At 68.3% G+C, this 21,841-nt stretch carries 18 protein-coding genes; 9 read left to right on the forward strand and 9 right to left on the reverse strand.

Annotated features, from left to right (window positions below):
* Positions 1-322 precede the first annotated feature (322 nt).
* Positions 323-1,546, reverse strand: coding sequence for an MFS transporter (locus VGV58_RS24230; protein WP_326876609.1), 1,224 nt, complete (start codon positions 1,544-1,546; stop codon positions 323-325).
* A gap of 105 nt (positions 1,547-1,651) precedes the next feature.
* Here VGV58_RS24230 and VGV58_RS24235 point away from each other — a divergent pair, with 105 nt between their 5' ends.
* Complete coding sequence (locus tag VGV58_RS24235; RefSeq protein ID WP_326876610.1) at positions 1,652-2,560, forward strand: LysR family transcriptional regulator; 909 nt, start codon at positions 1,652-1,654, stop codon at positions 2,558-2,560.
* Here VGV58_RS24235 and VGV58_RS24240 read toward each other — a convergent pair whose 3' ends face one another.
* The 5 genes from VGV58_RS24240 to VGV58_RS24260 all read right to left on the reverse strand — a co-directional run bounded on the left by VGV58_RS24240 (position 2,561) and on the right by VGV58_RS24260 (position 6,733).
* Entirely contained in the window at positions 2,561-3,124 is a 564-nt protein-coding gene (locus VGV58_RS24240) for a hypothetical protein (RefSeq protein WP_326876612.1), read from the reverse strand.
* Positions 3,125-3,195: 71 nt separating this feature from the next.
* Positions 3,196-4,989 (reverse strand): ABC transporter ATP-binding protein/permease, encoded by a 1,794-nt coding sequence (locus VGV58_RS24245; protein ID WP_326876613.1) that lies wholly within the window; start codon positions 4,987-4,989, stop codon positions 3,196-3,198.
* A 180-nt stretch (positions 4,990-5,169) separates the two neighbouring features.
* A complete protein-coding gene (locus VGV58_RS24250) occupies positions 5,170-5,844 on the reverse strand; it encodes a glutathione S-transferase family protein (RefSeq protein ID WP_326876614.1) in 675 nt (224 codons plus the stop codon).
* A gap of 65 nt (positions 5,845-5,909) precedes the next feature.
* Entirely contained in the window at positions 5,910-6,383 is a 474-nt protein-coding gene (locus VGV58_RS24255) for an SRPBCC family protein (protein ID WP_326876615.1), read from the reverse strand.
* Positions 6,380-6,733 (reverse strand): ArsR/SmtB family transcription factor, encoded by a 354-nt coding sequence (locus tag VGV58_RS24260; protein ID WP_326876616.1) that lies wholly within the window; start codon positions 6,731-6,733, stop codon positions 6,380-6,382. The genes VGV58_RS24255 and VGV58_RS24260 overlap by 4 nt, the downstream gene beginning before the upstream one ends.
* A gap of 190 nt (positions 6,734-6,923) precedes the next feature.
* Between VGV58_RS24260 and VGV58_RS24265 the strand changes: the two genes are divergently transcribed.
* Together VGV58_RS24265 and VGV58_RS24270 are read left to right on the forward strand one after the other, a co-directional pair.
* Positions 6,924-7,967, forward strand: a complete 1,044-nt coding sequence (locus VGV58_RS24265) for a GMP reductase (protein WP_326876617.1) — start codon at positions 6,924-6,926, stop codon at positions 7,965-7,967.
* Complete coding sequence (locus tag VGV58_RS24270) at positions 7,964-9,184, forward strand: BaiN/RdsA family NAD(P)/FAD-dependent oxidoreductase (RefSeq protein WP_326876618.1); 1,221 nt, start codon at positions 7,964-7,966, stop codon at positions 9,182-9,184. Before VGV58_RS24265 ends, VGV58_RS24270 begins: the two co-directional genes overlap by 4 nt.
* Here the strand turns inward: VGV58_RS24270 and mutS are convergent.
* Entirely contained in the window at positions 9,168-11,894 is a 2,727-nt protein-coding gene (gene mutS, locus VGV58_RS24275) for a DNA mismatch repair protein MutS (RefSeq protein ID WP_414644077.1), read from the reverse strand. The genes VGV58_RS24270 and mutS overlap by 17 nt on opposite strands.
* A 102-nt stretch (positions 11,895-11,996) precedes the next feature.
* On the opposite strand from mutS, the gene VGV58_RS24280 reads away from it, so the two are divergent.
* Positions 11,997-13,832 (forward strand): methyl-accepting chemotaxis protein, encoded by a 1,836-nt coding sequence (locus VGV58_RS24280; RefSeq protein WP_326876619.1) that lies wholly within the window; start codon positions 11,997-11,999, stop codon positions 13,830-13,832.
* A 134-nt stretch (positions 13,833-13,966) separates the two neighbouring features.
* On the forward strand, positions 13,967-16,255 hold the full coding sequence (locus VGV58_RS24285; RefSeq protein ID WP_326876620.1) for an NADP-dependent malic enzyme: 2,289 nt from the start codon (positions 13,967-13,969) through the stop codon (positions 16,253-16,255).
* A 126-nt stretch (positions 16,256-16,381) separates the two neighbouring features.
* Here the strand turns inward: VGV58_RS24285 and VGV58_RS24290 are convergent, their stop codons facing one another.
* Positions 16,382-17,593 (reverse strand): penicillin-binding protein activator, encoded by a 1,212-nt coding sequence (locus VGV58_RS24290; protein WP_326876621.1) that lies wholly within the window; start codon positions 17,591-17,593, stop codon positions 16,382-16,384.
* Between the two features lie 171 nt (positions 17,594-17,764).
* Between VGV58_RS24290 and rsmI the strand changes: the two genes are divergently transcribed.
* The 3 genes from rsmI (at position 17,765) to gshB (ending at position 20,080) form a co-directional block, all read left to right on the forward strand.
* A complete protein-coding gene (gene rsmI, locus VGV58_RS24295) occupies positions 17,765-18,685 on the forward strand; it encodes a 16S rRNA (cytidine(1402)-2'-O)-methyltransferase (protein WP_326876622.1) in 921 nt (306 codons plus the stop codon).
* On the forward strand, positions 18,682-19,062 hold the full coding sequence (locus VGV58_RS24300; protein ID WP_326876623.1) for a YraN family protein: 381 nt from the start codon (positions 18,682-18,684) through the stop codon (positions 19,060-19,062). Before rsmI ends, VGV58_RS24300 begins: the two co-directional genes overlap by 4 nt.
* Positions 19,063-19,132: 70 nt before the next feature.
* Entirely contained in the window at positions 19,133-20,080 is a 948-nt protein-coding gene (gshB, locus tag VGV58_RS24305) for a glutathione synthase (protein WP_326876624.1), read from the forward strand.
* Between the two features lies 1 nt (position 20,081).
* Here the strand turns inward: gshB and VGV58_RS24310 are convergent, their stop codons facing one another.
* On the reverse strand, positions 20,082-20,867 hold the full coding sequence (locus tag VGV58_RS24310; protein ID WP_326876625.1) for a HesA/MoeB/ThiF family protein: 786 nt from the start codon (positions 20,865-20,867) through the stop codon (positions 20,082-20,084).
* A gap of 128 nt (positions 20,868-20,995) precedes the next feature.
* On the opposite strand from VGV58_RS24310, the gene VGV58_RS24315 reads away from it, so the two are divergent.
* Positions 20,996-21,766, forward strand: coding sequence for an SDR family oxidoreductase (locus tag VGV58_RS24315; RefSeq protein ID WP_326876626.1), 771 nt, complete (start codon positions 20,996-20,998; stop codon positions 21,764-21,766).
* Positions 21,767-21,841 lie beyond the last annotated feature (75 nt).

Consider the following 21,841-nt stretch of genomic DNA (forward strand, 5'->3'; position numbering starts at 1 on the left):
TGGAACTGCCCGAGCCGCGCGCCGTCATTCGGCCGGGGTCCTTGCCCCTGGCATCACGAATGCGGAACGCCTGGCTCGATGAGGGGATGGACGCAGCTGGCCGAGCATCGGGCTCGAAGACGCTACGCCCTCACGAAGGGCAGACCTGGAAGAGACCTAAAAAGGATCGCCTTGCGGTCAGCCCTGCAAGCCGGCTTGCAGGGCCTGAACGGGGCCGCGCTGACGATGGTGACGAAAGAACGTGATCACGCAGCCCTCCTTGGTTCGCGGGGATCGATCGGCGAGAGCTAGCGCCAATCGCGGCAATGCACAAGCCGACGCACTAGGCGCGCCGGCCGACGAGCAGCGCCAGCAGCCCGAAGACGGCCGCAACGCCACAACTGCCGAGCCAGCCGCCCCAGGCCCAGCTCAGCCCGGCCAGAGCCGAACCGAGGGCGCCACCGAGGAAGAAGATGCCGACGAACAATCCGTTCAGCCGGGCCCGCGCCTCCGGCCGCAGCAGGTTGACCGCGCGGCGGCCGAGCGTCTGGTCGCCGGTGACGCCGATATCGAGCAGGAAGACGCCGAGACCGAGCCCGGCAAGGGCCACCGGCATTGCGAGATGCTCGCTCGTTCCGGCCCAGCCGAGGAGCGCCAGCGACCCGAGAAGAATCAGGTGGCTCGTCAGGGTCGCTGGCCGGGTCCAGCCACGGTCGCCGAAGCGGCCGAAGAGTGGCGTCGCCAGTGCCCCGCCGGCCCCGACCAAGGCGAACAGGGCGATGCCGCGCTGGCCGAGCAGGAAGGGCGGCTGGACCAGCCGCAGGGCGACAACCGTCCAGATCAGGCTGAAGCTCGCCATCACCAGCGCCGCCGATAGGGCCCGCCGGCGCAGCACCGGCTCCTGCTGCAAGAGATGCCAGAGCGAAGCGATGAGAGCAGGATAGCTCGCTTGCGTCTCCGGCCGGCGGCGCGGCAGATTACCGACGAGGACGAGCGTCAGCAGCGCCATCGCGCCGGCGCTGACGACGTAGAAGCCGCGCCAGCCCCAGGCATCGGTGACGAGGCTGGCGAGCGGGCGCGCCAGCAGGATACCGACCATCAGGCCGCTCATCACATCGCCGATCACGGCGCCGCGCCGGGCGGGAGGCACCATCGCGGCCGCGATCGGCACCAGGATCTGGATGGCGGAGCAGGCGGCGCCGAGGGCGACCATCAGGACGAGCAGCGCCGGCAGGCCCGGCGCGAGAGCGGCCAGCGCGGCGGCGAGGATCGCGCAAAGCAGCATGCGCAGGACCAGCGCTCGGTTCTCGACGAGATCGGCGAGCGGTACCAGCAGGATGAGGCCGGCCGCATAGCCCAGCAGCGGCGCCATCGCGACGAGGCCGCTCGCCGCCTCCGGCAGGCCGAAGCTCGCGCCGATCGCCCCGACCAATGTCTGCGGGGCGAACAGGTTGGTGACGATGACGCCGACCGCGATGGCGAACAGCACGGTGAGCGAGGCCGAAAGCCCGTGCTCCTCAGGTGCTTTTGGAAGTGACTGGCAAAGGGCCTGATCTTGGACGGACACGGTGACAGCTCCGACATATGAACTCGCATATCGCCGGAAAACTTTATTCGCCTTGAGCATTATGCTACAAATCGATTGTTACTATAATGATTATGCGGGACTGCTATGAACCTGCGCGACCTGGAAGCCTATCTCGCGGTCGTCGAGACCGGCTCGATCATCGGCGCCTCGGCTAGGCTCAACCTGACGCAGCCCGGCGTCACCCGGCGCATCCAGAACCTGGAAGATAGCCTCGGCGCGGCCCTGCTCGACCGGCAATCGAAGCCGCTGCGGCCGACCAATGCCGGGCGCGAGGCCTATGAGCAGGGCCTGCGCGTGCTACGCTCGGTCGCCGATCTGAAGGCGGGCGTCGCGCCCGAAGGCCAGCTTCGCGGCGAATTCCGGCTCGGGATCATGCCCTATCTGTCGGAGGCCGCGCTGGCGGTGCCGCTCGACCGGCTGCGCGCCGCCTTTCCGGAATTGACCTTGCGGATCACCATGGGCTGGTCGCCGCAATTGCTCGAACAGACCCTGCGCAACGAGCTCGACGCGACCGCGCTCTGCCTCGCCGACGGGCTCACGCCACCGGATGGGCTGGCCTGCGACGATCTCGGCCCGCAGGAGGTCCTGCTGGTCGCGGCGCCGTCCCTAAAGGTGCCGTGGCCGGCCGACCTTGTCATGCTGTCCGGCTACCCCTGGGTGATGAACGCCAATGGCTGCGGCTTCCGCGCCTCCATCCGCCAGCAATTCGAGGCCGCGCATCTCCACTTCCAGGTCGGCGTCGAGGCGCTCAGCGCCGATCTGCGTCTGTCGCTGGTCGCGCGCGGCCACGGCATCGGCATCGTCACGCCGGCAGCTCTCCAGGACAGCCCATGGCGTGACGCCGTCGAGATCATCGACGCGCCCGATTTCCGGCCACGCGTACGGTCCTGGCTGTTGCATCGCCCGCCGGCCGGACGGCTGGCGCAGCCGATCGCCCTGTTCCGGCAGGCACTGCTCGAGGGCTTGCGCCCCGGGCTCGGCCTGCTCGCCTGATCAGGCGATCTTGCGGAAGACGCGCAGCGTCTTGAATTCGCCGATCTCCTCGACCGCGCGCGATTTCGCCCAGTCCGCGATGATCGGCCTGGCCGCCTCGTAGGCGAAGGAGCCGGTGTAGAACAGGATATAGCCGCCGGCATCGGTCTGGTCGGTGAAGAGCTGCATCACCTGAAGATCGGTCAGCGCGCCATAGGCGTCGTTCTTCTCGCTGCGAAACTCGCAGGAGTGGAACAGCGTGACGATGTCGAAGCGCGGCAGCAGCCGGGCATTGCTGGTGTAGATGTCGCCGAAATAGGCGGAATAGGTCTTGGTGATCGTCGGATTGTCGATCGCGAGCTTGACGAAGGCCTCGTATTCCTTGGGCGAGGCGGTGATCCCGAGCACCGTGCAGTCCAGCTCCGGCTCGGCGCAGCGGATGCCGATGTAGTGATGGCCACCGGTGCCGAAATGGTAGATGCGCTTGCCGGTCAGGCCCTGCTCTTCCAGCCATTCGACGAAATGCACGTCGCAGGGGCACTGCTCGACCCGCAGGCCCCAATAGACGTCCCAGATATTCAGCATGCGTTTGACTCCGTTGCGGAAAAGGCCGGTCGAGCCGGCGCGGATGGGGAAGTCGTGAACAGGCCCAAGCGTCAGCCGCCGCCGGCTTCGACCAGAGCGGCCGGGCGCGGCATGTCGGACGAGGCGATGCGGGCGACGCCGCCGGCGCGGCGCATGGTGAGGTGATGATCGGCAACTTCGGCGAAGCCGGGGCTCTGGCCGATCAGCAGCATCACCGCATCCGGCCGCGCCGCCCTGAGCCGTGAGAGCAGTTCGAGCGCCGCCTCGGTTTCCAGCCCGCTCGTCGCCTCGTCGAGCACGAGAATGTCGGGCTTCGCCAATTCCGCGCGTGCCAGAGCGAGGCGCTGGCGATCGCCGGTGGTCAGCGCCTTGTCCCAGTCATGCGCAAGGTCGATCTGTGACATGAGGCCGGAGAGACCATAGTGCCGGAGCACCGCCGCGGCCTCGGCATCGCTGTGCCCGCCGATCGGGTCGAGCGCGGCACGCAGGCTGCCTTCCGAGAGATGCAGATGCTGCGGCAGCACGGCGACGCGCGCGCCATCCGGCAGCGCCACCGCTCCGCGCCCCCAGGGCCAGAGGCCCGCCACCGCCTGGATCAGGGCGGCCTTGCCATGGCCGAGCTCGCCGGCGACATGCAGCGTCGCGCCGGCAGGCAGCGCGGTCGAGACATCCGCCAGGAGGGTTCGGCCGTCACGATCGGTCAGGGTCAGCTCGTCTAGCCGCACCCCTCCGTCTTCGCTGGCAAGGACGGCGATGTCGCTCTGCGCAGTTCCGGCCTCGATCGCATGGAGCGCGACAGCGAGTTCATCGACGCGCCGCGCCGATGCCAGCCATTCGGCGATGCGCATGAAGTTGTCGAGCACCCAGTTGAAGGCGTTCTGCACGGCGACGAAGGCGGCGGCGACCTGGACGACGTCGCCGAGCGACATTTCGCCGGACAGGTATTTCGGCGCCGCCAGCAGGAGCGGCACGACCGGGACCAGCGCACCGCTGCCATTGGTGATCCAGGTCAGACGGCCGCGCTGGCGGATCATGGCGAGCCAGCGCGTCACCAGCGTGTCATAGGTCGCTGCGACGGCGCGGCGCTCGCCGGTCTCGGCGCGCGAGAGCGCGATCGTCTCGCCATGGTCGCGGATGCGCATCAGCGAGAAGCGCAGGCGCGCCTCGCCCTCGTTGCGGGCGGCGATCAGGCGCGGCAGCGGCCGGCCGACCCAGGTGATCAGCCCGGAGACCAGAACCGCATAGATGATCGCGGCCAGGACCATATAGGCGGGAATCTCGAAGGGAACGCCATGCGCCTCGACGCTGAGCGAGCCGCCGATCGACCAGAGGATGCCGATGAAGGTGATCGCGGTGATGACGGCCGAAAGCAGGCCGATGGCGAAGTCGACCACCGGCTCGGTCGCCCAGCGGACGTCGTCGGCGATGCGGTATTCGGGATTGGCCGGCTCGTAGCCGGAGAGGCCGAGCCGGTAGAACCGGCGCTCGCCGATCCAGCCATCGGCGAGCTTGGCGGTGACATAGGCGCGCCAATGGACCTGGAAGGTCTCGCGCGAGATCAGGATGATGACGCCGAGGCCAGCTGCGATCAGCACCAGCACCGGGAAGACGGCCATGGCGATCAGCGCGCTCTCGCCGTCCTTCTTCTCGAGCGCGTCGAAGAACCAGCCGTTCCAGCGATTGACGGTGACGTTGGCGAAGACGGAGAGGATGATCGCGCTCGCCAGCGACAGCGACCAGAGCCAGGCCCGGCCGGCGGTGCCGCCGCGCCAGAAGCCGCCGGTGAGACGGGCGAAGCTTTTGGTGACCTGCCAGTCGGATGGCGGGCCGGCAGGCACGGTGTTCGGATCGACGGCCTTCAGCACAGTCGAGTGATCCCCCCGGATCGCGACATCGGAAGCGGCACCAGCCGGGTTTTCCCGGTTCAGATGCCGCCAGCATGCCGGTTAGCCGGCCGGGGATGAACTGCGGCTGAATGGAACGAACGAGATGGCCAGCGGACCCTCTCCCGTCGGGGGAAAGGGCCGACGAGGTGTGTGTGACGGCTAGCGGGAGAGCCCGGCATCGCCGGGATTGCGCGGGAAGAACTGGAAATAAGGCTCGGCCTCGGCCAGGGCGCGGGCATAGGACGGCCGCGTGCGCAGCCGCTCGAAATAGGCCCAGAGCCGCGGATGGCTGTCGCGGAAGGACAGTGCCCGCTCCGCATAGAACAGCGCTGGCGCGGCCGAGCAGTCGGCGAGGCTGAAATCATCGCCGAGCGCCCATTGCCGCCCGCCGATCTCTGCCTCCAGCACGTCATAGGCAGACGCAAGCGTCGCCCGGGCCTCGGCGACGCCGACCGGATCATTGCTGCCCTCCGGGCGCAGTCGGTCGAGCACCACCTTCTGCATGGGGATGGCGACATAGAGATCGAAGAGTCGGTCGAGACGACGAACCTCGAGCGCGGCAACCGGGCTTTCCGGCAGCAGCGCAACCGGGCCGGGATAGTGCAAGGTGAGGTACTCGATAATCAGGCTGGTCTCCGGCACCAGCCTGCCATTGCTGTCGTCGCGCAGCAGCGGGAACTTGCCGATCGGCCAGAACTTCAGGAAATCGGCGCGCTCGGTGGCATCCCCGAAATTGACGAGCTGCGGCGTGAACGGCGTGTCGTTCTCGTAGAGCGCGACCAGCGTCTTCTGGCAGAAGCCCGAAAGCGGGTGGAAATAGAGCGTCAGGGACATGGCTGTGCATTCCTGCTTCTGGAAAGGAGCGGGCTGAAAGGGTTTTGGTCGAAGGTGGTTGCGGTTCAGGCTGGCGCCTGCTCTTGCGCGAGGTAGTCGGCCAGCCGGTCGAAGCCGATGCGCGAGCCCTGCTCGCGCCAGTCGGGCCGGTCATGGCCGTCGAGGAAAGCGGCCTGCTCGGTGAAGCGAAGCAGGGTGCCGGCGCCGGCGCGATGGAACTCGATCGTCGCCAGCGAGATCGACAGGCGGATACCATCGCGCAGCAGTTCGTAGCTGTAGATGATGCGCTGCTCCGGCACGATCTCCGCGAAAGTCGCGTTCATCGCAAAGACACCGCTTTCCGCCGGGGCGCCACGCATGGTCTCGCGGCCGCCCTCGCGGAAATCGAGTGTGTGCTCGCCGAGCCCGCCCTCGTCATGGCAGGCCGACCAGCGCCGCTTGGCCACCGGATCGGCAAAGGCGGCGAAGACGCGGGCCGGGCTCGCATCATAGTGGCGCTCGATGGTGAAATCGGCGTGGACCACAATCCGCTCGGTCATGCTCCGTCTCCTTCCTTCGAAACCAAGTCCTGCTCGGCGAGGAAGGCGCCGAGCCGGTCGAAGCGTCGCTCCCAGAGGGCGCGGCGCTCGCTGATCCAGCGCTCCGCCGCCCGCAGCGCCTGCGCGTCGAGCTGACAGGTGCGGACCCGCCCGATCTTCTGCGTACGCACCAGCCCGGCTCCCTCGAGAACGGCGAGATGCTGCACCACCGCCGACAGCGTCATCTGCAGTGGCTGGGCCAGCTCGCTGACGCTCGCCGGCCCCTCGCTGAGCCGCTGCACCATCTGCCGGCGGTTCGGGTCCGCCAACGCCTGGAACATGAGATCGAGCTGGTCTGGTTGGTGAAGCATACGCTTAAGTATCGCGATCTCCCGCCTCCTGTCCAGATAAAACTTTAGAAATCGCTAAAGTTTCTTTCCGAGAACTCCATCCGCAGCAGGCGCATTGCTCCCAGGGGTTCGAGCGGCTATGAATCCCGGCACGCTCCCTTTCGCCGCGTGCGCTTTTTTACCGTCTGCGCCCGCCGCCGGAGCTTTGATCATGCGCATCGAGAACGATCCGAAACTCGACTTCCGCGACGTGCTGATCCGCCCGAAGCGCTCGACGCTCGGCAGCCGCGCCGAGGTCGACGTCAACCGGAGCTTCCGCTTCGCACATACCGGCCGCGAATGGACGGGCTTCCCGCTGATCGCCGCCAATATGGACGTGGTCGGCACCATGGCGATGGCGCGGGCCCTGCTGAAGCACGGCGCCATGGTCGCGCTGCACAAGCACTATGACGCCGACGAGCTGATCGCCTTCTTCAAGGAAGAAGGCTCGGCCAACGCCTTCTATTCGCTCGGCACCACCGATTCCGACCATGACAAGCTGAAGGCCGTCCATGCCAAGGCGCCGATCGACAAGATCTGCCTCGACGTCGCCAATGGCTACACCGAAAAGTTCGTCGACACGGTCAAGGCGACGCGCGAGGCCTTCCCGAACGCGGCGATCATGGCCGGCAACGTCGTCACCGGCGACATGACGGAGGCGCTGATCCTGGCCGGCGCCGACATCGTCAAGGTCGGCATCGGCCCGGGCTCGGTCTGCACCACCCGCAAGATGACCGGCGTCGGCTACCCGCAGCTCTCGGCGATCATCGAGTGCTCGGATGCGGCCCATGGCCTGAAGGGCCTGGTCTGCGGCGATGGCGGCCTGACCGTGCCGGGCGACGTCGCCAAGGCCTATGGCGGCGGCTCCGACTTCGTGATGATGGGCGGCATGCTCGCCGGCCATGACGAATGCGAGGGCGAAATCCGCTACGAGACCCATGATGGCGAGAAGGTGCCGGTCGCGATGGTGTTCTACGGCATGTCCTCGGACACGGCGATGAAGAAGTATTCCGGCGGCGTCGCCAAATACCGGGCCTCCGAGGGCAAGACGGTCGAGGTGCCCTATCGCGGCCCGGTCGGGGGCACGATGCAGGAGATCATGGGCGGGGTGCGCTCGGCGATGACCTATATCGGCGCGGTCCGGCTCAAGGAAATGCCGAAGCGCACGACCTTCATCATGGTCGGCAGTCAGCTCAACACCGTGTTCGGCAATTGAGCGAACCGGACGTCGCCATCATCGGCGCCGGCCCGGCCGGGCTGATCGCGGCCGAGCGGTTGGCTGAGGCCGGCCATAAGGTCGCGATCTACGAACGAATGGCCTCGCCGGCGCGCAAATTCCTGCTCGCCGGCCGCGGCGGGCTCAACCTGACGCATTCCGAGCCGCTCGACGCCCTGCTCGGCCGCTATGGCACAGCGCGCCCCTGGCTGGAGCCGGCGATCCGCGCCTTCCCGCCACAGGCGCTGCGCGACTGGGCCGACGGGCTCGGCGCAGAGAGCTTCACCGGCTCGAGCGGACGGGTCTTCCCCAAGGCGATGAAGGCTTCGCCGCTCCTGCGTGCCTGGCTGGCGCGGCTCGACGGGCTTGGCGTTGCGTTGCACTCAGGGCGGCTCTGGACGGGTTGGGACGAGAGCGGCGCGCTCCGGTTCACGCTGCGCGATGGTGGCGAGGAGATTGCGAGACCGCGTGCGACGCTGCTGGCACTCGGCGGGGCGAGCTGGCCGCGGCTCGGTGCAGATGGGTCCTGGGTCGAATTGTTGGAACAGAAGGGTATCGCCATCGCGCCTTTGCGCGCAGCCAATGCCGGCTTCACCGTCGCCTGGTCGGAGCTGATGCGTAATAAATTTGCCGGCTTACCATTGAAGCGGATTGCGCTGAGCTTTGCCGGGCAACGCGCCCTCGGCGAAGCGATGATCGATGCCGGGGGTATCGAAGGCGGGGCGGTCTATGCCTTGTCCGGTCCGTTGCGCGACGCAATCGCCCGCGATGGCGAAGCGATCCTGACGATCGACCTGCGGCCGGACGTGAACGAACCGGAACTGGCAAATCGGCTGACAAAGCGCCGCCCCGGCGAGACACTGAGCAACCATCTGCGCAAGGCGGCCGGGCTTTCCCCGGTGGCGGCAGCCGTGCTGCGCGAGGCTGCGGGCGGGCCGCTGCCGGCCGAGCCTGAAGCGCTCGCCCGCCTGATCAAGGCAGCGCCCTTGCGTCTCAACGGCATGGCCTCGCTCGCCCGCGCCATCTCGACCGCCGGCGGGGTCCGGGCCGAGGAGATCGACCGTGACTTCATGCTGAAGCGCCTGCCGGGCATCTTCATCGCCGGCGAGATGCTCGACTGGGAGGCGCCGACCGGCGGCTATCTGCTGCAGGCCTGCTTCGCGACGGGCGTCGCGGCGGCGGAGGGGATCGAGCGCAGGCTCAATTCAGCCGCTTGAGCCTGTAGAGCGCTTCCAGCGCCTCGCGCGGCGTCATCTCGTCGGGATCGAGCCCTGCGAGGGTCTCACGCAATTCGTCGGGACCAGTGTCTGGCATAGCTGCCGGCACCGGCTTGCGCATCTGCACCGCGAAGAGCGGGAGATCGTCGACCAGCGCCGCGACCGGCTTTTCGCGCTCGCTCTTCTCCAATTCGGAGAGGATGGCGCGGGCGCGCTCGACCACGGCCAGCGGCAGGCCGGCGAGCTTGGCGACCTGGATGCCATAGGACCGATCGGCCGCCCCGGGCACGACCTCGTGCAGGAAGACGACTTCGCCATTCCATTCGGTGACGCGCACGGTCGCATTGGCGACGCGGTCGAGCCGCTCGGCCAGCGCCGTCAGCTCGTGATAATGCGTCGCGAACAGCGCCCGGCAGCGATTGGCCTCGTGCAGATGCTCGATCGCGGCCCAGGCGATCGAGAGACCGTCGAAGGTCGCAGTGCCCCGGCCGATCTCGTCGAGGATGACGAGGGCACGCGGGCCGGCCTGGTTCAGGATCGCGGCGGTCTCGACCATCTCGACCATGAAGGTCGAACGGCCCCGGGCGAGATCGTCGGCGGCGCCGACACGCGAGAACAGCCGGTCGACAATGCCGATATGGGCGTTCGAGGCCGGCACGAAGGAGCCCATCTGGGCAAGCACCGCGATCAGCGCATTCTGGCGCAGGAACGTCGATTTACCCGCCATGTTTGGGCCGGTGATCAGGCAGATGCGGCCATCGCGGGCCTTGCCGGCGGCGGAGAGCTCGCTGTCATTGGCGACGAAAGGCTGGCCCTGACGCTTCAGCGCCGCCTCGACCACGGGATGGCGACCCGCCTTGATGGTGAAGGCACCTCCGTCATCAACCTGTGGACGGGTCCAGCCACCATCGATCGCAAGCTCGGCCAGGGCGGCAGCGACATCGATCACCGCAAGCGCCTGCGCCGCCGCCTTGATCGGCTCGGCCGCAGCGAGAACAGCCTCGGTCAATGCGGCGAAGATCGAGAGCTCCAGCTTGAGCGCCCGGTCCGCGGCCGAGGCGATCTTGGCTTCGAGCTCGCCGAGCTCGACCGAGGAGAAGCGCATCGCATCCGACATGGTCTGGCGATGCACGAAGACGGCGCGCCAAGGCTCCCTGAGGAAGGTTTCGCCGACCGCCTGCGGCACCTCGACGAAATAGCCGAGCATGGAATTGTGCTTGATGCGCAGGGTCCGGCAATCGGTCTCGGCGGCATAGCGCGCCTGCAATTGCGCGATCACCTTGCGCGAATCGACCTGGAGCAGGCGAAGCTCGTCGAGCGCCGGATCGAAGCCCTCGCGGACGAAACGGCCGTCGCGCTTCAGCAGGGGCAGGTCGTCGGCGAGCGTGGCCGAGAGGCGGGTCGCCAGATCGGGATCAGTGCGCCCCAGCGCCAGCGCCGCCTCGCGCAGTTCGTCTGGCAGGTCGCCCTGCCGCAAAAGCGCGGCCGCGACGCCGCGGGCCGCGTCGAGCCCGGCGCCGAGCGCGGCGAGATCGCGCGGGCCGCCGCGATCGAGCGAGAGCCGCGCCAAGGCGCGGGCGATGTCAGGTACGCGCGACAGATCGCGCCGCAGCGCCTCGCGCAGCGATGGAACCTCGACCAACAGCGCGACGGCGTCGTGCCGCCGGCCGATCGCCTCGGGATCGATGAGCGGCCCCGCCAGACGCTCGGCGAGCAGGCGGCTGCCACCAGGGGTCTCGGTCCGGTCGATGGTGGCGAGCAGGCTGCCGATGCGCTCGCCGGCCAGCGTGCGGGTCAGTTCGAGATTGGCGCGGGTCGCCGCGTCGATCAGCATGGTCGCGCTCATGCCCTCGCGGACGGGCGGCGACAAAGGCGGGCGGGCGCCGAGCTGAGTGCGCTCGACATAGGCTAGCGCGGCAGCGGCGGCGGCGATCTCGGCGCGACTGAAGGCGCCGAAAGCGTCGAGCGTGGCGACGCCGAAGAACTCCTTCAGCCGCCGCTCGCCGGAGGCCGGATCGAGCCCCTCGCGCGCCAGCGGCGTCACGGGCGCGGCGACATCGCGCCAGAATTCCCTGAGCTCGGGATCATCATGGATCGCATCGGGGCAGACGATCTCGCGCGGCTCCAGCCGGGCTAATTCGACCGCAAGCCCGCGCTGGTCGGTCTCGAGCACGGCGAAGCGGCCGGTCGAGATGTCGAGCGCGGCGATGCCATAGGCATAGACCTCGTCCGAAAGCCTGCGCCTGGCCACGGCGACGAGCAGGCTTGCCCGACCGGGGTCGAGCAGGCGCTCCTCGGTGATGGTGCCGGGGGTGACGAGGCGGACGACATCGCGCTTCACCACCGATTTGGCGCCGCGCTTCTTGGCCTCGGCCGGATCCTCGGTCTGCTCGCAGACGGCGACGCGATGGCCGGCGGCAATCAGCTTCTGCAGATAGTCGTCGGCGCGCTCGACCGGCACGCCGCACATGGCGATGTCCTCGCCGAGGTGCTTGCCGCGTTTGGTCAGCACGATGCCGAGCGTGCGCGAGGCGATCTCGGCGTCCCGGAAGAACAATTCGTAGAAATCGCCCATCCGGTAGAACAGCAGGCAGTCCGGATTATTGGCCTTGATCTCGACGTACTGCGCCATCATCGGCGTGACACGGCCGGCATCGGCTGCAGCGGCGGTCTTGGCTTCCGCGATATCGTCTGGCTTTGTGTGGCGCATGGGGCGCGCACGCTAGCAAATCGTGCCCACAAGGCCATCCGTTAGGACTGCTTTCAACATATTTAAGCAGGGTCGGCAGGCCGCTTCGGCCAAGGGCCCGTCATGTCGCTGTTCATCAATCTGATCGAGAGCCTGTCCTTTCTCCTGCTGGCGGCCCTGATCCTGACGGCGAGCGCCAGCTGGATCGACCGGCGACCGCTGCTGCGCCAGCTCGCGGTCGGCGCGCTCTTCGCGGCCGGAGCGCTGTGCAGCATGGCCAATCCCTTCGTGATCCAGCCGGGGCTGGTGGTCGATTCGCGCAACACTTTCGCCATCCTGGCCGGGCCGATCGGCGGGCCGATCGCCGCGTTGCTGACTGCCGTCCCGCTGGCGGCGGCACGCTACAATCTCGGCGGCGTCGGCATGCCGACCGGCATCGCCGGAATCGTCCTGCATGCGGTCGCAGGCGTGATCTACGCCGCCTGGCTCGGCCGGCAGAAGCGCTCGCTGACGCTCGGCGATCTCATCCGGCTCAGCCTGATCAGTACCGGCTGCCTGCTCGCCTCCAACATCTTCATGCCGAACTGGGCAGCCGCCGAGCGTTTCCTCACCGAGGCGGTACCGATCATGATCGTGGTCAGCACGATCGGGACCATCCTGGTCGGGCTCGTCCTCGGCAATGACCGCGAGCGGCGCGAGACCGCCTATCGCTACAAGACGCTGCTCGATCACGTCCCGGGCACGCTCTATCAGCGGATCGACCGGCCGGACGGCGAGCGCCGCTACCGCTTCGTCAGCTACCGCCTGGACGACCTTCTCGGCATAGGTCGCGAGGCGATCGAGCGCGATCCGGAGGCTCTCTTGTCGAGAATCCTGCCGGAGGACCGGCAGCACTGCTCCTCGACGAGCGAGGAGGAACAGACCAACGAGTTCGGGCACAGGCGTACCGAATTGCGCTACAGCGCGGCCGATGGTTCCGTCGTCTGGCTGCGCAGCGAGGCGACGAGGCGACGCCTGCCAGACGGCAGCACGATCTGGGACGGCATCCTGCTCGACGTGACGACGGAGAAGACGCTGGCGACCGGCCGGCAGGAGATCGAGACGCTGCGCAAGGCCGCGCTGGAGGAGCTCGCCGTCAATCTCGAAGCCACGGTGGGCAAGGCGCTGCGCCGGGTCGGCGAGTCCGCCCGCAGCATGCTCGAGGCCGCGCAGGGCATGGCCGCCAATGCCGACCGCACTACCGCCCGCACCGGAGAGGCGACGGAGCAGGCCGAGCTCGCCTCGCAGCGCGTCGGCAGCGTCGCCCATGCGGCCGAGCGGATCGACGCCTCGATCCGCGAGCTGACGCGCCAGACCGATCTCGCCGCGCAGACCGCCCGGCAGGCGGCCAGGCATGTCCGCTCGACCAAAACCGATGTCGACGGGCTCGCGGTCGCAGCCGACAAGGTCGGCGCCGTACTCGCCTTCATCGAGGACATCGCGGTGCGCACCAACCTGCTCGCCCTCAACGCGACAATCGAGGCAGCGCGGGCCGGTGCAGCCGGGCGTGGCTTCTCGGTCGTCGCCGGCGAGGTCAAGAATCTCGCCGAACAGACCCAGCAGGCGACCCAGGACATCGCCACGACGCTGCAGGAGATCCGCGGCGCCGCCGCGGCCGTCGCCGAGGCCGTCGGGCAGATCGAAGGCACGATGGGCACGATCGAGACGACCTCGGACACGATCGCACAGGTCGTCACCGGTCAGGGCGCGATCGCCTCGGGCATCGCCCTCGACGCCCAGGCCGTCGCCGGTTCGGCCACCACGGTCACGGAGAACGTCGCCAGCGCCGGCGGCGAGGCCCATGCCACCGGCCAGGCCGCGGCGCGCGTCGTCGAGGCGGCACGCCTCGTCAGCGAGCAGGCGGTCGAGCTCGACCGCTATGTCGGCGACAGCGTCGCGCGCATGCGCGCCGGCCTCTAGAACCGGCTCCTATCGCAGGCCGATCCCTGCCGCAGCGGTAAAACTGCTGTCGTGCAATCGCGCCTTGTCGAGGAAAGCGGCGCTGCCCTATGGTCGTTCCCCCTGAGGAAACGCCTGTGAAAAAGAACAAGCGCATGAACGACCGCTCCCCGCCGACCAAGCGCGCCCGTCCGACCTTCACCGACCAGGAGGCGCTGCTTTTCCACTCGCAGGGGAGGCCGGGCAAGCTCGAAGTCGTCCCGACCAAGCCGATGGCGACGCAGCGCGACCTGTCGCTGGCCTATTCGCCTGGCGTGGCCGTGCCGGTGCTGGCGATCGCCGAGGATCCGAGCCGCGCCTATGACTACACCACCCGCTCGAATCTCGTCGCGGTGATCACCAACGGCACCGCCATCCTCGGCCTCGGCAATCTCGGCGCGCTCGCCTCCAAGCCGGTGATGGAAGGCAAGTCGGTACTGTTCAAGCGCTTTGCCGACGTCGATTCGATCGACCTTGAAGTCGACACCGAGGATGCCGACAAGTTCATCGACGCGGTGCGCTATCTCGGCCCGTCCTTCGGCGGCATCAACCTCGAGGACATCAAGGCGCCGGAATGCTTCATCATCGAGCAGCGCCTGCGCGAGCTGATGGACATCCCGGTCTTCCATGACGACCAGCACGGCACGGCGATCATCGCCGCCGCCGGCCTGATCAACGCGCTCGACCTGACGGGGCGCGACATCCAGACGACCCGGCTCGTCGTCAACGGCGCCGGCGCCGCCGCGATCGCCTGCACCGAATTGCTCAAGGCGATGGGCTTCAAGCCCGACAACGTCATCCTCTGCGACACCAAGGGCGTGATCTACCAGGGCCGCACCGAAGGCATGAACCAGTGGAAGTCGGCCCATGCGGCAGTGACCGACCGGCGCACGCTGGCGCAGGCGCTCGAGGGAGCGGACGCCTTCTTCGGCCTGTCGCAGAAGGGCGCGGTGACGCCGGAGATGGTCGCTTCCATGGCGGAGAACCCGATCATCTTCGCCATGGCCAATCCCGATCCGGAGATCACGCCGGAGGAGGTGCACGCCATCCGCGAGGACGCGATCATGGCGACCGGACGGTCGGACTATCCGAACCAGGTTAACAACGTCCTCGGCTTCCCCTACATCTTCCGCGGCGCGCTCGACGTGCGTGCCACCACGATCAACATGGAGATGAAGATCGCCGCGGCCGAGGCGCTGGCGCAGCTCGCCCGCGAGGACGTGCCGGACGAGGTCGCCGCCGCCTATCAGGGCGCGCGCCCGCGCTATGGCAAGGACTACATCATCCCGGTGCCGTTCGATCCGCGCCTGATCCATGTCGTGCCGGCCGCGGTCGCCAGAGCAGCGATGGATTCCGGCGTCGCCGGCAAGCCGATCGTCGACATGAACGCCTACAAGGCGCAGCTTTCAGCCAGGCGCGACCCCGTCGCCGGCACGCTCAACCGCATCGTCGAGCGCGTCCGGCGCTATCCCAAGCGCGTCGTCTTCGCCGAGGGCGAGGAGGAGCAGGTCATCCGCGCCGCCGTCTCCTTCGTCAACCAGGAGCTCGGCAAGGCGATCCTGGTCGGCCGCGAGGAGCGTATCAACGAGACCGCCGAGCATCTCGGCGTCGATCTCGCCGCCAAGGGCATCGAGATCCAGAACGCCAGGCTCTCGCACAGCAACTCCGCCTATGCCCAGTACCTCTACGAGCGGCTGCAGCGACACGGCTATCTCTTCCGCGACTGCCAGCGCCTGATCAACCAGGATCGCAACCATTTCGCCGCCGCCATGGTCGCGCTCGGCGATGCCGATTCGATGGTCACCGGCGTCACCCGCAACTACTCGATCGCGCTGGAGGAGGTCCGCCGTGTCATCGACGATCGGCCCGGCCACCGCCTGATCGGCGTCTCGATCGCGATCACGCGCGGGCGGACCGTGCTCATCGCCGACACCGCGATCACCGAGATGCCGACGGCGCAGGAGCTGTCGGAGATCGCCATCGAGGCCGCCGGCGTCGCCCGCCGGCTCGGCTATGAGCCGAAGGTCGCCATGCTCGCCTTCTCGACCTTCGGCCACCCGGCCGGAGAGCGCTCGGAGAAGGTGCGCGAAGCCGTGACGATTCTCGACGGCCAGCGCGTCGACTTCGAGTACGATGGCGAGATGGCGGCCGATGTCGCGCTCAACCGCGACCTGATGGCGCAGTACCCGTTCTGCCGCCTGACCGGGCCGGCGAACGTCCTGGTGATGCCGGCGTTCCACTCCGCCTCGATCTCGACCAAGATGCTGCAGGAGCTTGGCGGTGCCACCGTGATCGGCCCGCTGCTGGTCGGCCTCGACAAGCCGGTGCAGATCGTCCCGCTCGGCGCCAAGGACTCCGACATCGTCAACATGGCGGCGCTGGCGGCGTTCAACATCGGCGGCTGAGGAACCACGCACGTCATGCTCGGGCTTGACCCGAGCATCTCATAACAAAAAAGGCGCCCGTGGAGGGCGCCTCTTCCTGCAAGAGATTCTCGGCGCTTCGGCCGAGAATGACACGCTTCCGGTGCGTCAGTTCGTGCGCGGGCCGAGATCGCGCGGGGCGGCGTTGACCGTGACGATCTGGCCGTTGCGCAGTTCGAGCACGGCAAGGCCGCGCTCGTTCAGCCCGTCGGGACGGAAGCGGAAGACGCCGTCAGCGCCGGCAAAGCCCGAAGCGTTGGTCAGGACGCTCTCCGAGAAGCGCTGGCTGCCCTGGGTGCGGGCGAGCGCCGCCGCCAGCGAGACAGCGTCATAGGACAATGTCGCGGTGCGGGTCGGGGCGCTGTTGAAGCGCTTCTGGTAGCGGCCGGCGAAGGCGTTGAAGCCGGCGGTGTCGGGCGAGGCGAACCAGCCGCCCTGGATCGCCGGAACGCGCGCGACATTGGCGTCGTTCCAGACGCCGGTACCGAGCGGCTTGACCTTGGCCGGGTCGTAACCGGCCTGTTGCAGGAGGAGGCCGAGCGTCGGCATCGTCGCGGCGTCGGCCGGCACGAACAGCGCATCCGCCTGCTGCAGCGCGGGCGCCAGCCGCGTGGCGGCGGCACGCATGCTATTCTGGTCCGAGCCGAAGCGCTCGATCACCGCGACGCGGGCGCCACGATTGGCGACCGCCTGCTGGAAGGCGCCCTCGACGACCTTGCCATAGGCCGTCTCCGGCACCAGCGCGGCGAAGGACTTGCGCCCCTGTGCCGAGGCGTAGGTGATGACGCGGTTGACGTCGTTCTCCGGCGGGAAGGAGAGCAGGTAGACGCCGCGCGTGGCGACGTTGCTGTCGCTCGAGAAGGCGATCACCGGCTTGCCGGCGCCGCGGGCGACCTGGCCGACAGCCTGGACGGAAGGCGCAAAGAGCGGGCCGATGATCAGCTCGGCGCCTTCGCGCAAGGCTTCCTGCGCCGCGGCCTGGGCGCCGTCCGGCGTGCCGCGGTCATCCTTGACCAGAAGCGTGAGGTCGGCGCCGGGGAATTCGGCGAGCGCCATCTCGGCGGCATTCTTGAGCGAGTTGCCGACGGTGGCGCCGGAGCCCTCGGCGGTGAGCGGCAGGATCAGGCCGACCTTGACCGAGCCGGTGCCGATGGTCGGGCCGCTGGGCTGGGCGCCACCGGCCGGCGGTGTCGTCTGGCTGTCGAAGCCGGGCAGGCCGCCGGTGCCACCGCTGCAGGCGGCGAGCGCCGCGCCGACACCGGACAACAGGATGAAGCGGCGGCTCGGCGGGAAGGCGAGGAGCTTGCTCTGACGCGACACGGCTTTCGTCTCCACTCCTCGGCGAGGCGCGAGACCAAGCCCGCACCAGCTGAATCTTGTCCCGAACCGTGGACAAGTCCTGCCAGTGAGCAAGGCTATTTTCAAGTTGTTAACTCTAGGTTGCTGTGCCGGCAGTGGCATCTTCCCGGCCGCTGTGGCAGTTTCGCCGCCATGTCCGGCCCTGTATCCGCCCCGCCCGCCCCAGGTCGCGCCCCGAGCTATGCGGCCTTCGGGCTCCGGGCCGAGGCCGAGCCGCTCGCGCCGGGCCTGCATATCGTCGCGACGCCGATCGGCAATCTCAAGGACATCTCGTTCCGGGCGCTGTCGACGCTCGCCGCCGCCGACGCCGTGCTGGCCGAGGACACAAGGACCTCGAAGACGCTGCTGGCGCATTACGGCATCGCGACGCCGCTGCTGCCCTATCACGAGCACAACGCGGCGCAGATGCGCCCGAAGATCCTGGAGAAGCTGCGCCAGGGCGGCAAGCTGGCACTGATCTCCGATGCCGGCACGCCCCTGGTCTCCGACCCCGGCTACAAGCTCGTCGCCGAAGTCGTGGCGGAAGGTTTGCCGGTCACCGGCATCCCCGGCCCTTCGGCCGTGCTGGCGGCGCTGGTGCTGGCGGGATTGCCGACCGACCGCTTCTTCTTCGAAGGCTTCCTGCCGCCGAAGAGCGCCGCCCGAAAGGGGCGCCTCACCGAGCTTGCCGCCATTCCCGGCACGCTCGTCTTCTTCGAATCGCCGCGCCGGCTCGCCGAGATGCTGGCCGACGCCGCTGCCGTTCTCGGCGCGCGCTCCGGCGCCGTCGCGCGCGAACTGACCAAGTACTATGAGAATGTCCGGCGCGGCGCGCTGCCGGAGCTCGCCGCTCACTACGCCGAGACTGAAGAAGCACGTGGCGAGATCGTCGTGGTGATCGGCCCGCCCGACGCCTCCGCAGTGGCAGCCCAAGGCGACACGCTCGACGAGGCCTTGCGCGTCGCCCTCACAAAGGTCTCGCTGAAGGAGGCGGTGGCGCAGGTCGCGGCTGCCAGCGGCCAGCCGCGCCGCGTCGTCTATGCCCGCGCCCTCGAATTGACGCGCACGCCATGAGCGAGGCGCTGCGCAGCCGGCGCGCACGCCATTCGGGTCTTTCCGGCCGCCGCGGCGAATGGCTCGCCGTCGCCTTCCTCACCCTCAAGGGCTACCGCCTGCTGCAGCGCCGCTTCGGCGGCAAGGGTGGCGAGATCGACCTGATCATGGCCCGCGGCGACGACATCGTCTTCGTCGAGGTCAAGGTGCGTGCTGCGCTCGACGATGCGGCGATCGCGATCACGGCGGACAAACGCTGCCTGATGGAAGCGCGCATCAGGCAGTGGCTGGCGCGCAATCCCTGGGCGATGCAGCGCAATCTACGGGCCGATGCGGTCTTCCTCTCGCCCTGGCGGCTGCCCCGCCATGTGCCCTGCGTCTTCGAGCTGGTGCTCTGACGCAAGGCTCAGCCACTTGCACGAATGGGCTGCCGCAGCCGATATAACGGCCGCAACCGGAGCTTCCGCCATGCCGCTGAACGTCGCCATCCAGATGGACCCGATCGAGAAGGTCCGCATCGCCGGCGACACCGGCTTCGCGCTGATGCTGGAAGCGCAGGCGCGCGGCCACAAGCTCTTCACCTACACACCCGACAAGCTCACTTTGCGCGACGGCAAGGTCACCGCCGTGATCAGCCCGGTCGAGGTCCGCGACGTCGAGGGCGACCACTACACGCTGGGCCAGCCCGAGCGGACCGACCTCTCGACCCTGGACGTTGTGCTGCTGCGCCAGGATCCGCCCTTCGACATGGCCTATGTGTCCTCGACGCATATGCTCGAGCGCATCCATCCGAAGACGCTGGTGGTCAACGACCCGACCGAGGTCCGCAATGCGCCGGAGAAGCTGTTCGTCACGCATTTCCCCGAGCTGATGCCGCCGACGCTGATCACGCGCGACCGCGCCGAGATCGAGGCCTTCCGCGAGGAATTCGGCGAGATCGTGATGAAGCCGCTCTATGGCCATGGCGGCGCGACCGTGTTCAAGACCGGCAAGGGCGATCCGAATTTCGGCTCGCTCTACGACCTCTTCGCCAATCTGTTCCGCGAGCCCTGGGTGATCCAGGCCTTCCTGAAGGAGGTCACGGAAGGCGACAAGCGCATCATCCTGATCGACGGCAAGGCAGCCGGCGCGGTCAACCGCGTGCCCGCGGTCGGCGACCTGCGCGCCAATATGGTGCGCGGCGGCGCGGCGAGGCCGACCGACCTGTCGAAGCGCGAGCTCGAGATCTGCGAGCGCATCGGCCCGGCGCTGAGGGAGCGCGGCCTGCTGCTCGTCGGCATCGACGTGATCGGCGGCAAGCTGACCGAGATCAACGTCACCGCCCCGACCGGCGTGCGTGCCATCAAGAAGCTCGGCGGGCCGGACCTCGCGGCTCAGCTCTTCGACGTGATCGAAGCCAAGCGCGCGACGAAATAGTTCAGGCGGCGACGCCGGCGGTTCCGTTCAGCGGGTTGTCCGGGTCCCAGCCATATTTCATCGTCTCGAAGCGCATCGCCATCGCGTCGACGAGCAGGAGCTTGCCGACAAGGGGCTCGCCAAAGCCGGCGATCGCGCGGATCACCTCCAGCGCCATCAGCGAGCCCATGACGCCGGCGAGCGCGCCGAGCACGCCGGCCTCGGCGCAGGGCGCGACCGTGCCGGGCGGCGGTTCGTTCGGGAACAGGCAGCGATAGGTCGGATTCGGTTTTCCGTCCGGATTCTGTTCGTGAGCGCGGATCGTCGTCAGCGAGCCGTCGAAGCGGCCGAGCGCCGCCGTCACCAGCGGCTTCTTCTCGTGGAAGCAGGCATCGGAGACGGCGTAGCGCGTCGCGAAATTGTCGGAGCCGTCGGCGACGACGTCATAGAAGGCGACGAGCGCGCGGGCGTTATGCGGGTCGATCCGGGTGACGTATTCCTCGATCTCGACCCGCGGATTGAGCCGCGTGACGAAATTGGCGGCGGCGACCACCTTGCGCGCCCCGATATCCTCCGTGCCGAAGATGATCTGGCGCTGCAGATTCGAGAGCGAGACATGATCGTCGTCGACGATGCCGATCGTGCCGACGCCGGCCGCCGCCAGATAAGGGATCAATGGCGCACCCAGCCCGCCGGCGCCGATCACCAGAACCCGGGCGCGCTTCAGTTTCGCCTGGCCGGGGCCGCCGATCTCCGGCAGCACCAGATGGCGGGCATAGCGCTCGATCTCGGCGTCGTTCAGCGTCATGGCCGGCAAGCTAGGCTGATCCGTCGGCATCAGCAATCGGGTGCTCTGCCGTGACAGGAAGCGGGTGTCTGCACGGGCCGCCCGCCTGCGATCACCCGCGCCGTACTCCCTGGACAAGGACACAGGACATGACGGCACTGAAGGGCAAGGTCGCGATCGTCACCGGCGCGAGCTCCGGTATCGGCCGGGCCGCGGCGAAGCTGTTCGCGGCGGAAGGCGCCAGGCTCGTCGTCACCGCGCGGCGGCAGAGCGAGCTCGACGCGCTCGTCGGCGAGATCAAGGCGGAGGGCGGCGAAGCGATCGCGGTTGCCGGCGACATTCGCGAGGAGGCGCTGGCCCAGCGCCTGGTCGAGACCGCAACCGGCCGCTTCGGCGGGCTCGACATCGCCCTCAACAATGCCGGTATCATCGGCGAGCTCGGCCCGGTCGGGCAGATGGCGAGCGAGAACTGGCACGAAGTGATCGCGATCAACCTGACCAGCGCCTTCTTCGGTGCAAAGTACCAGGCTCCGGCACTGGAGGCACGCGGCGGCGGCTCCCTGATCTTCACGTCGAGCTTCGTCGGCCACACCGCCGGCCTCGCCGGCATGTCGGTCTACGCTGCCAGCAAGGCCGGGCAGATCGGCCTCACGAAGGCGCTCGCGGCCGAGCTCGGCGGCAAGCGCATCCGCGTCAACGCCCTGCTGCCGGGTGGCACCGACACACCGGCAGCGACGACCAATGCGCCGGGCGCCGGGCCCGAGGTGCTCGCCTTCGTCGAGGGTATCCATGCCTTGAAGCGGATGGCACAGCCGGAGGAGATCGCCCGCGCCGCGCTGTTCCTCGCCTCGGATGCGTCGAGCTTCGTCACCGGCACCGCCTTCCTCGCCGATGGCGGCGTCTCGATCCAGCGCGGCTGAGGCGACTGTTCATATGTGACCGATATCGCCGGGCGGGCTTCCAAGCCCGCTTGGCCCCGCCCGAAAGCCGTGCCA

The sequence above is a fragment of the Allobosea sp. genome, assembly GCF_035944895.1.
Lineage (GTDB): Bacteria > Pseudomonadota > Alphaproteobacteria > Rhizobiales > Beijerinckiaceae > Allobosea.

What these genes read in the sequence shown, in the direction of transcription:
- VGV58_RS24235 (WP_326876610.1), top strand. Translation starts at nt 1,652, where the DNA reads ATGAACCTGCGCGACCTGGAAGCCTATCTCGCGGTCGTCGAGACCGGC.
- VGV58_RS24240 (WP_326876612.1), bottom strand. Translation starts at nt 3,124, where the DNA reads ATGCTGAATATCTGGGACGTCTATTGGGGCCTGCGGGTCGAGCAGTGC.
- VGV58_RS24250 (WP_326876614.1), bottom strand. Translation starts at nt 5,844, where the DNA reads ATGTCCCTGACGCTCTATTTCCACCCGCTTTCGGGCTTCTGCCAGAAG.
- VGV58_RS24255 (WP_326876615.1), bottom strand. Translation starts at nt 6,383, where the DNA reads ATGACCGAGCGGATTGTGGTCCACGCCGATTTCACCATCGAGCGCCAC.
- VGV58_RS24260 (WP_326876616.1), bottom strand. Translation starts at nt 6,733, where the DNA reads ATGCTTCACCAACCAGACCAGCTCGATCTCATGTTCCAGGCGTTGGCG.
- VGV58_RS24265 (WP_326876617.1), top strand. Translation starts at nt 6,924, where the DNA reads ATGCGCATCGAGAACGATCCGAAACTCGACTTCCGCGACGTGCTGATC.
- mutS (WP_414644077.1), bottom strand. Translation starts at nt 11,894, where the DNA reads ATGCGCCACACAAAGCCAGACGATATCGCGGAAGCCAAGACCGCCGCT.
- VGV58_RS24280 (WP_326876619.1), top strand. Translation starts at nt 11,997, where the DNA reads ATGTCGCTGTTCATCAATCTGATCGAGAGCCTGTCCTTTCTCCTGCTG.
- VGV58_RS24285 (WP_326876620.1), top strand. Translation starts at nt 13,967, where the DNA reads ATGAACGACCGCTCCCCGCCGACCAAGCGCGCCCGTCCGACCTTCACC.
- rsmI (WP_326876622.1), top strand. Translation starts at nt 17,765, where the DNA reads ATGTCCGGCCCTGTATCCGCCCCGCCCGCCCCAGGTCGCGCCCCGAGC.
- VGV58_RS24300 (WP_326876623.1), top strand. Translation starts at nt 18,682, where the DNA reads ATGAGCGAGGCGCTGCGCAGCCGGCGCGCACGCCATTCGGGTCTTTCC.
- gshB (WP_326876624.1), top strand. Translation starts at nt 19,133, where the DNA reads ATGCCGCTGAACGTCGCCATCCAGATGGACCCGATCGAGAAGGTCCGC.
- VGV58_RS24310 (WP_326876625.1), bottom strand. Translation starts at nt 20,867, where the DNA reads ATGACGCTGAACGACGCCGAGATCGAGCGCTATGCCCGCCATCTGGTG.
- VGV58_RS24315 (WP_326876626.1), top strand. Translation starts at nt 20,996, where the DNA reads ATGACGGCACTGAAGGGCAAGGTCGCGATCGTCACCGGCGCGAGCTCC.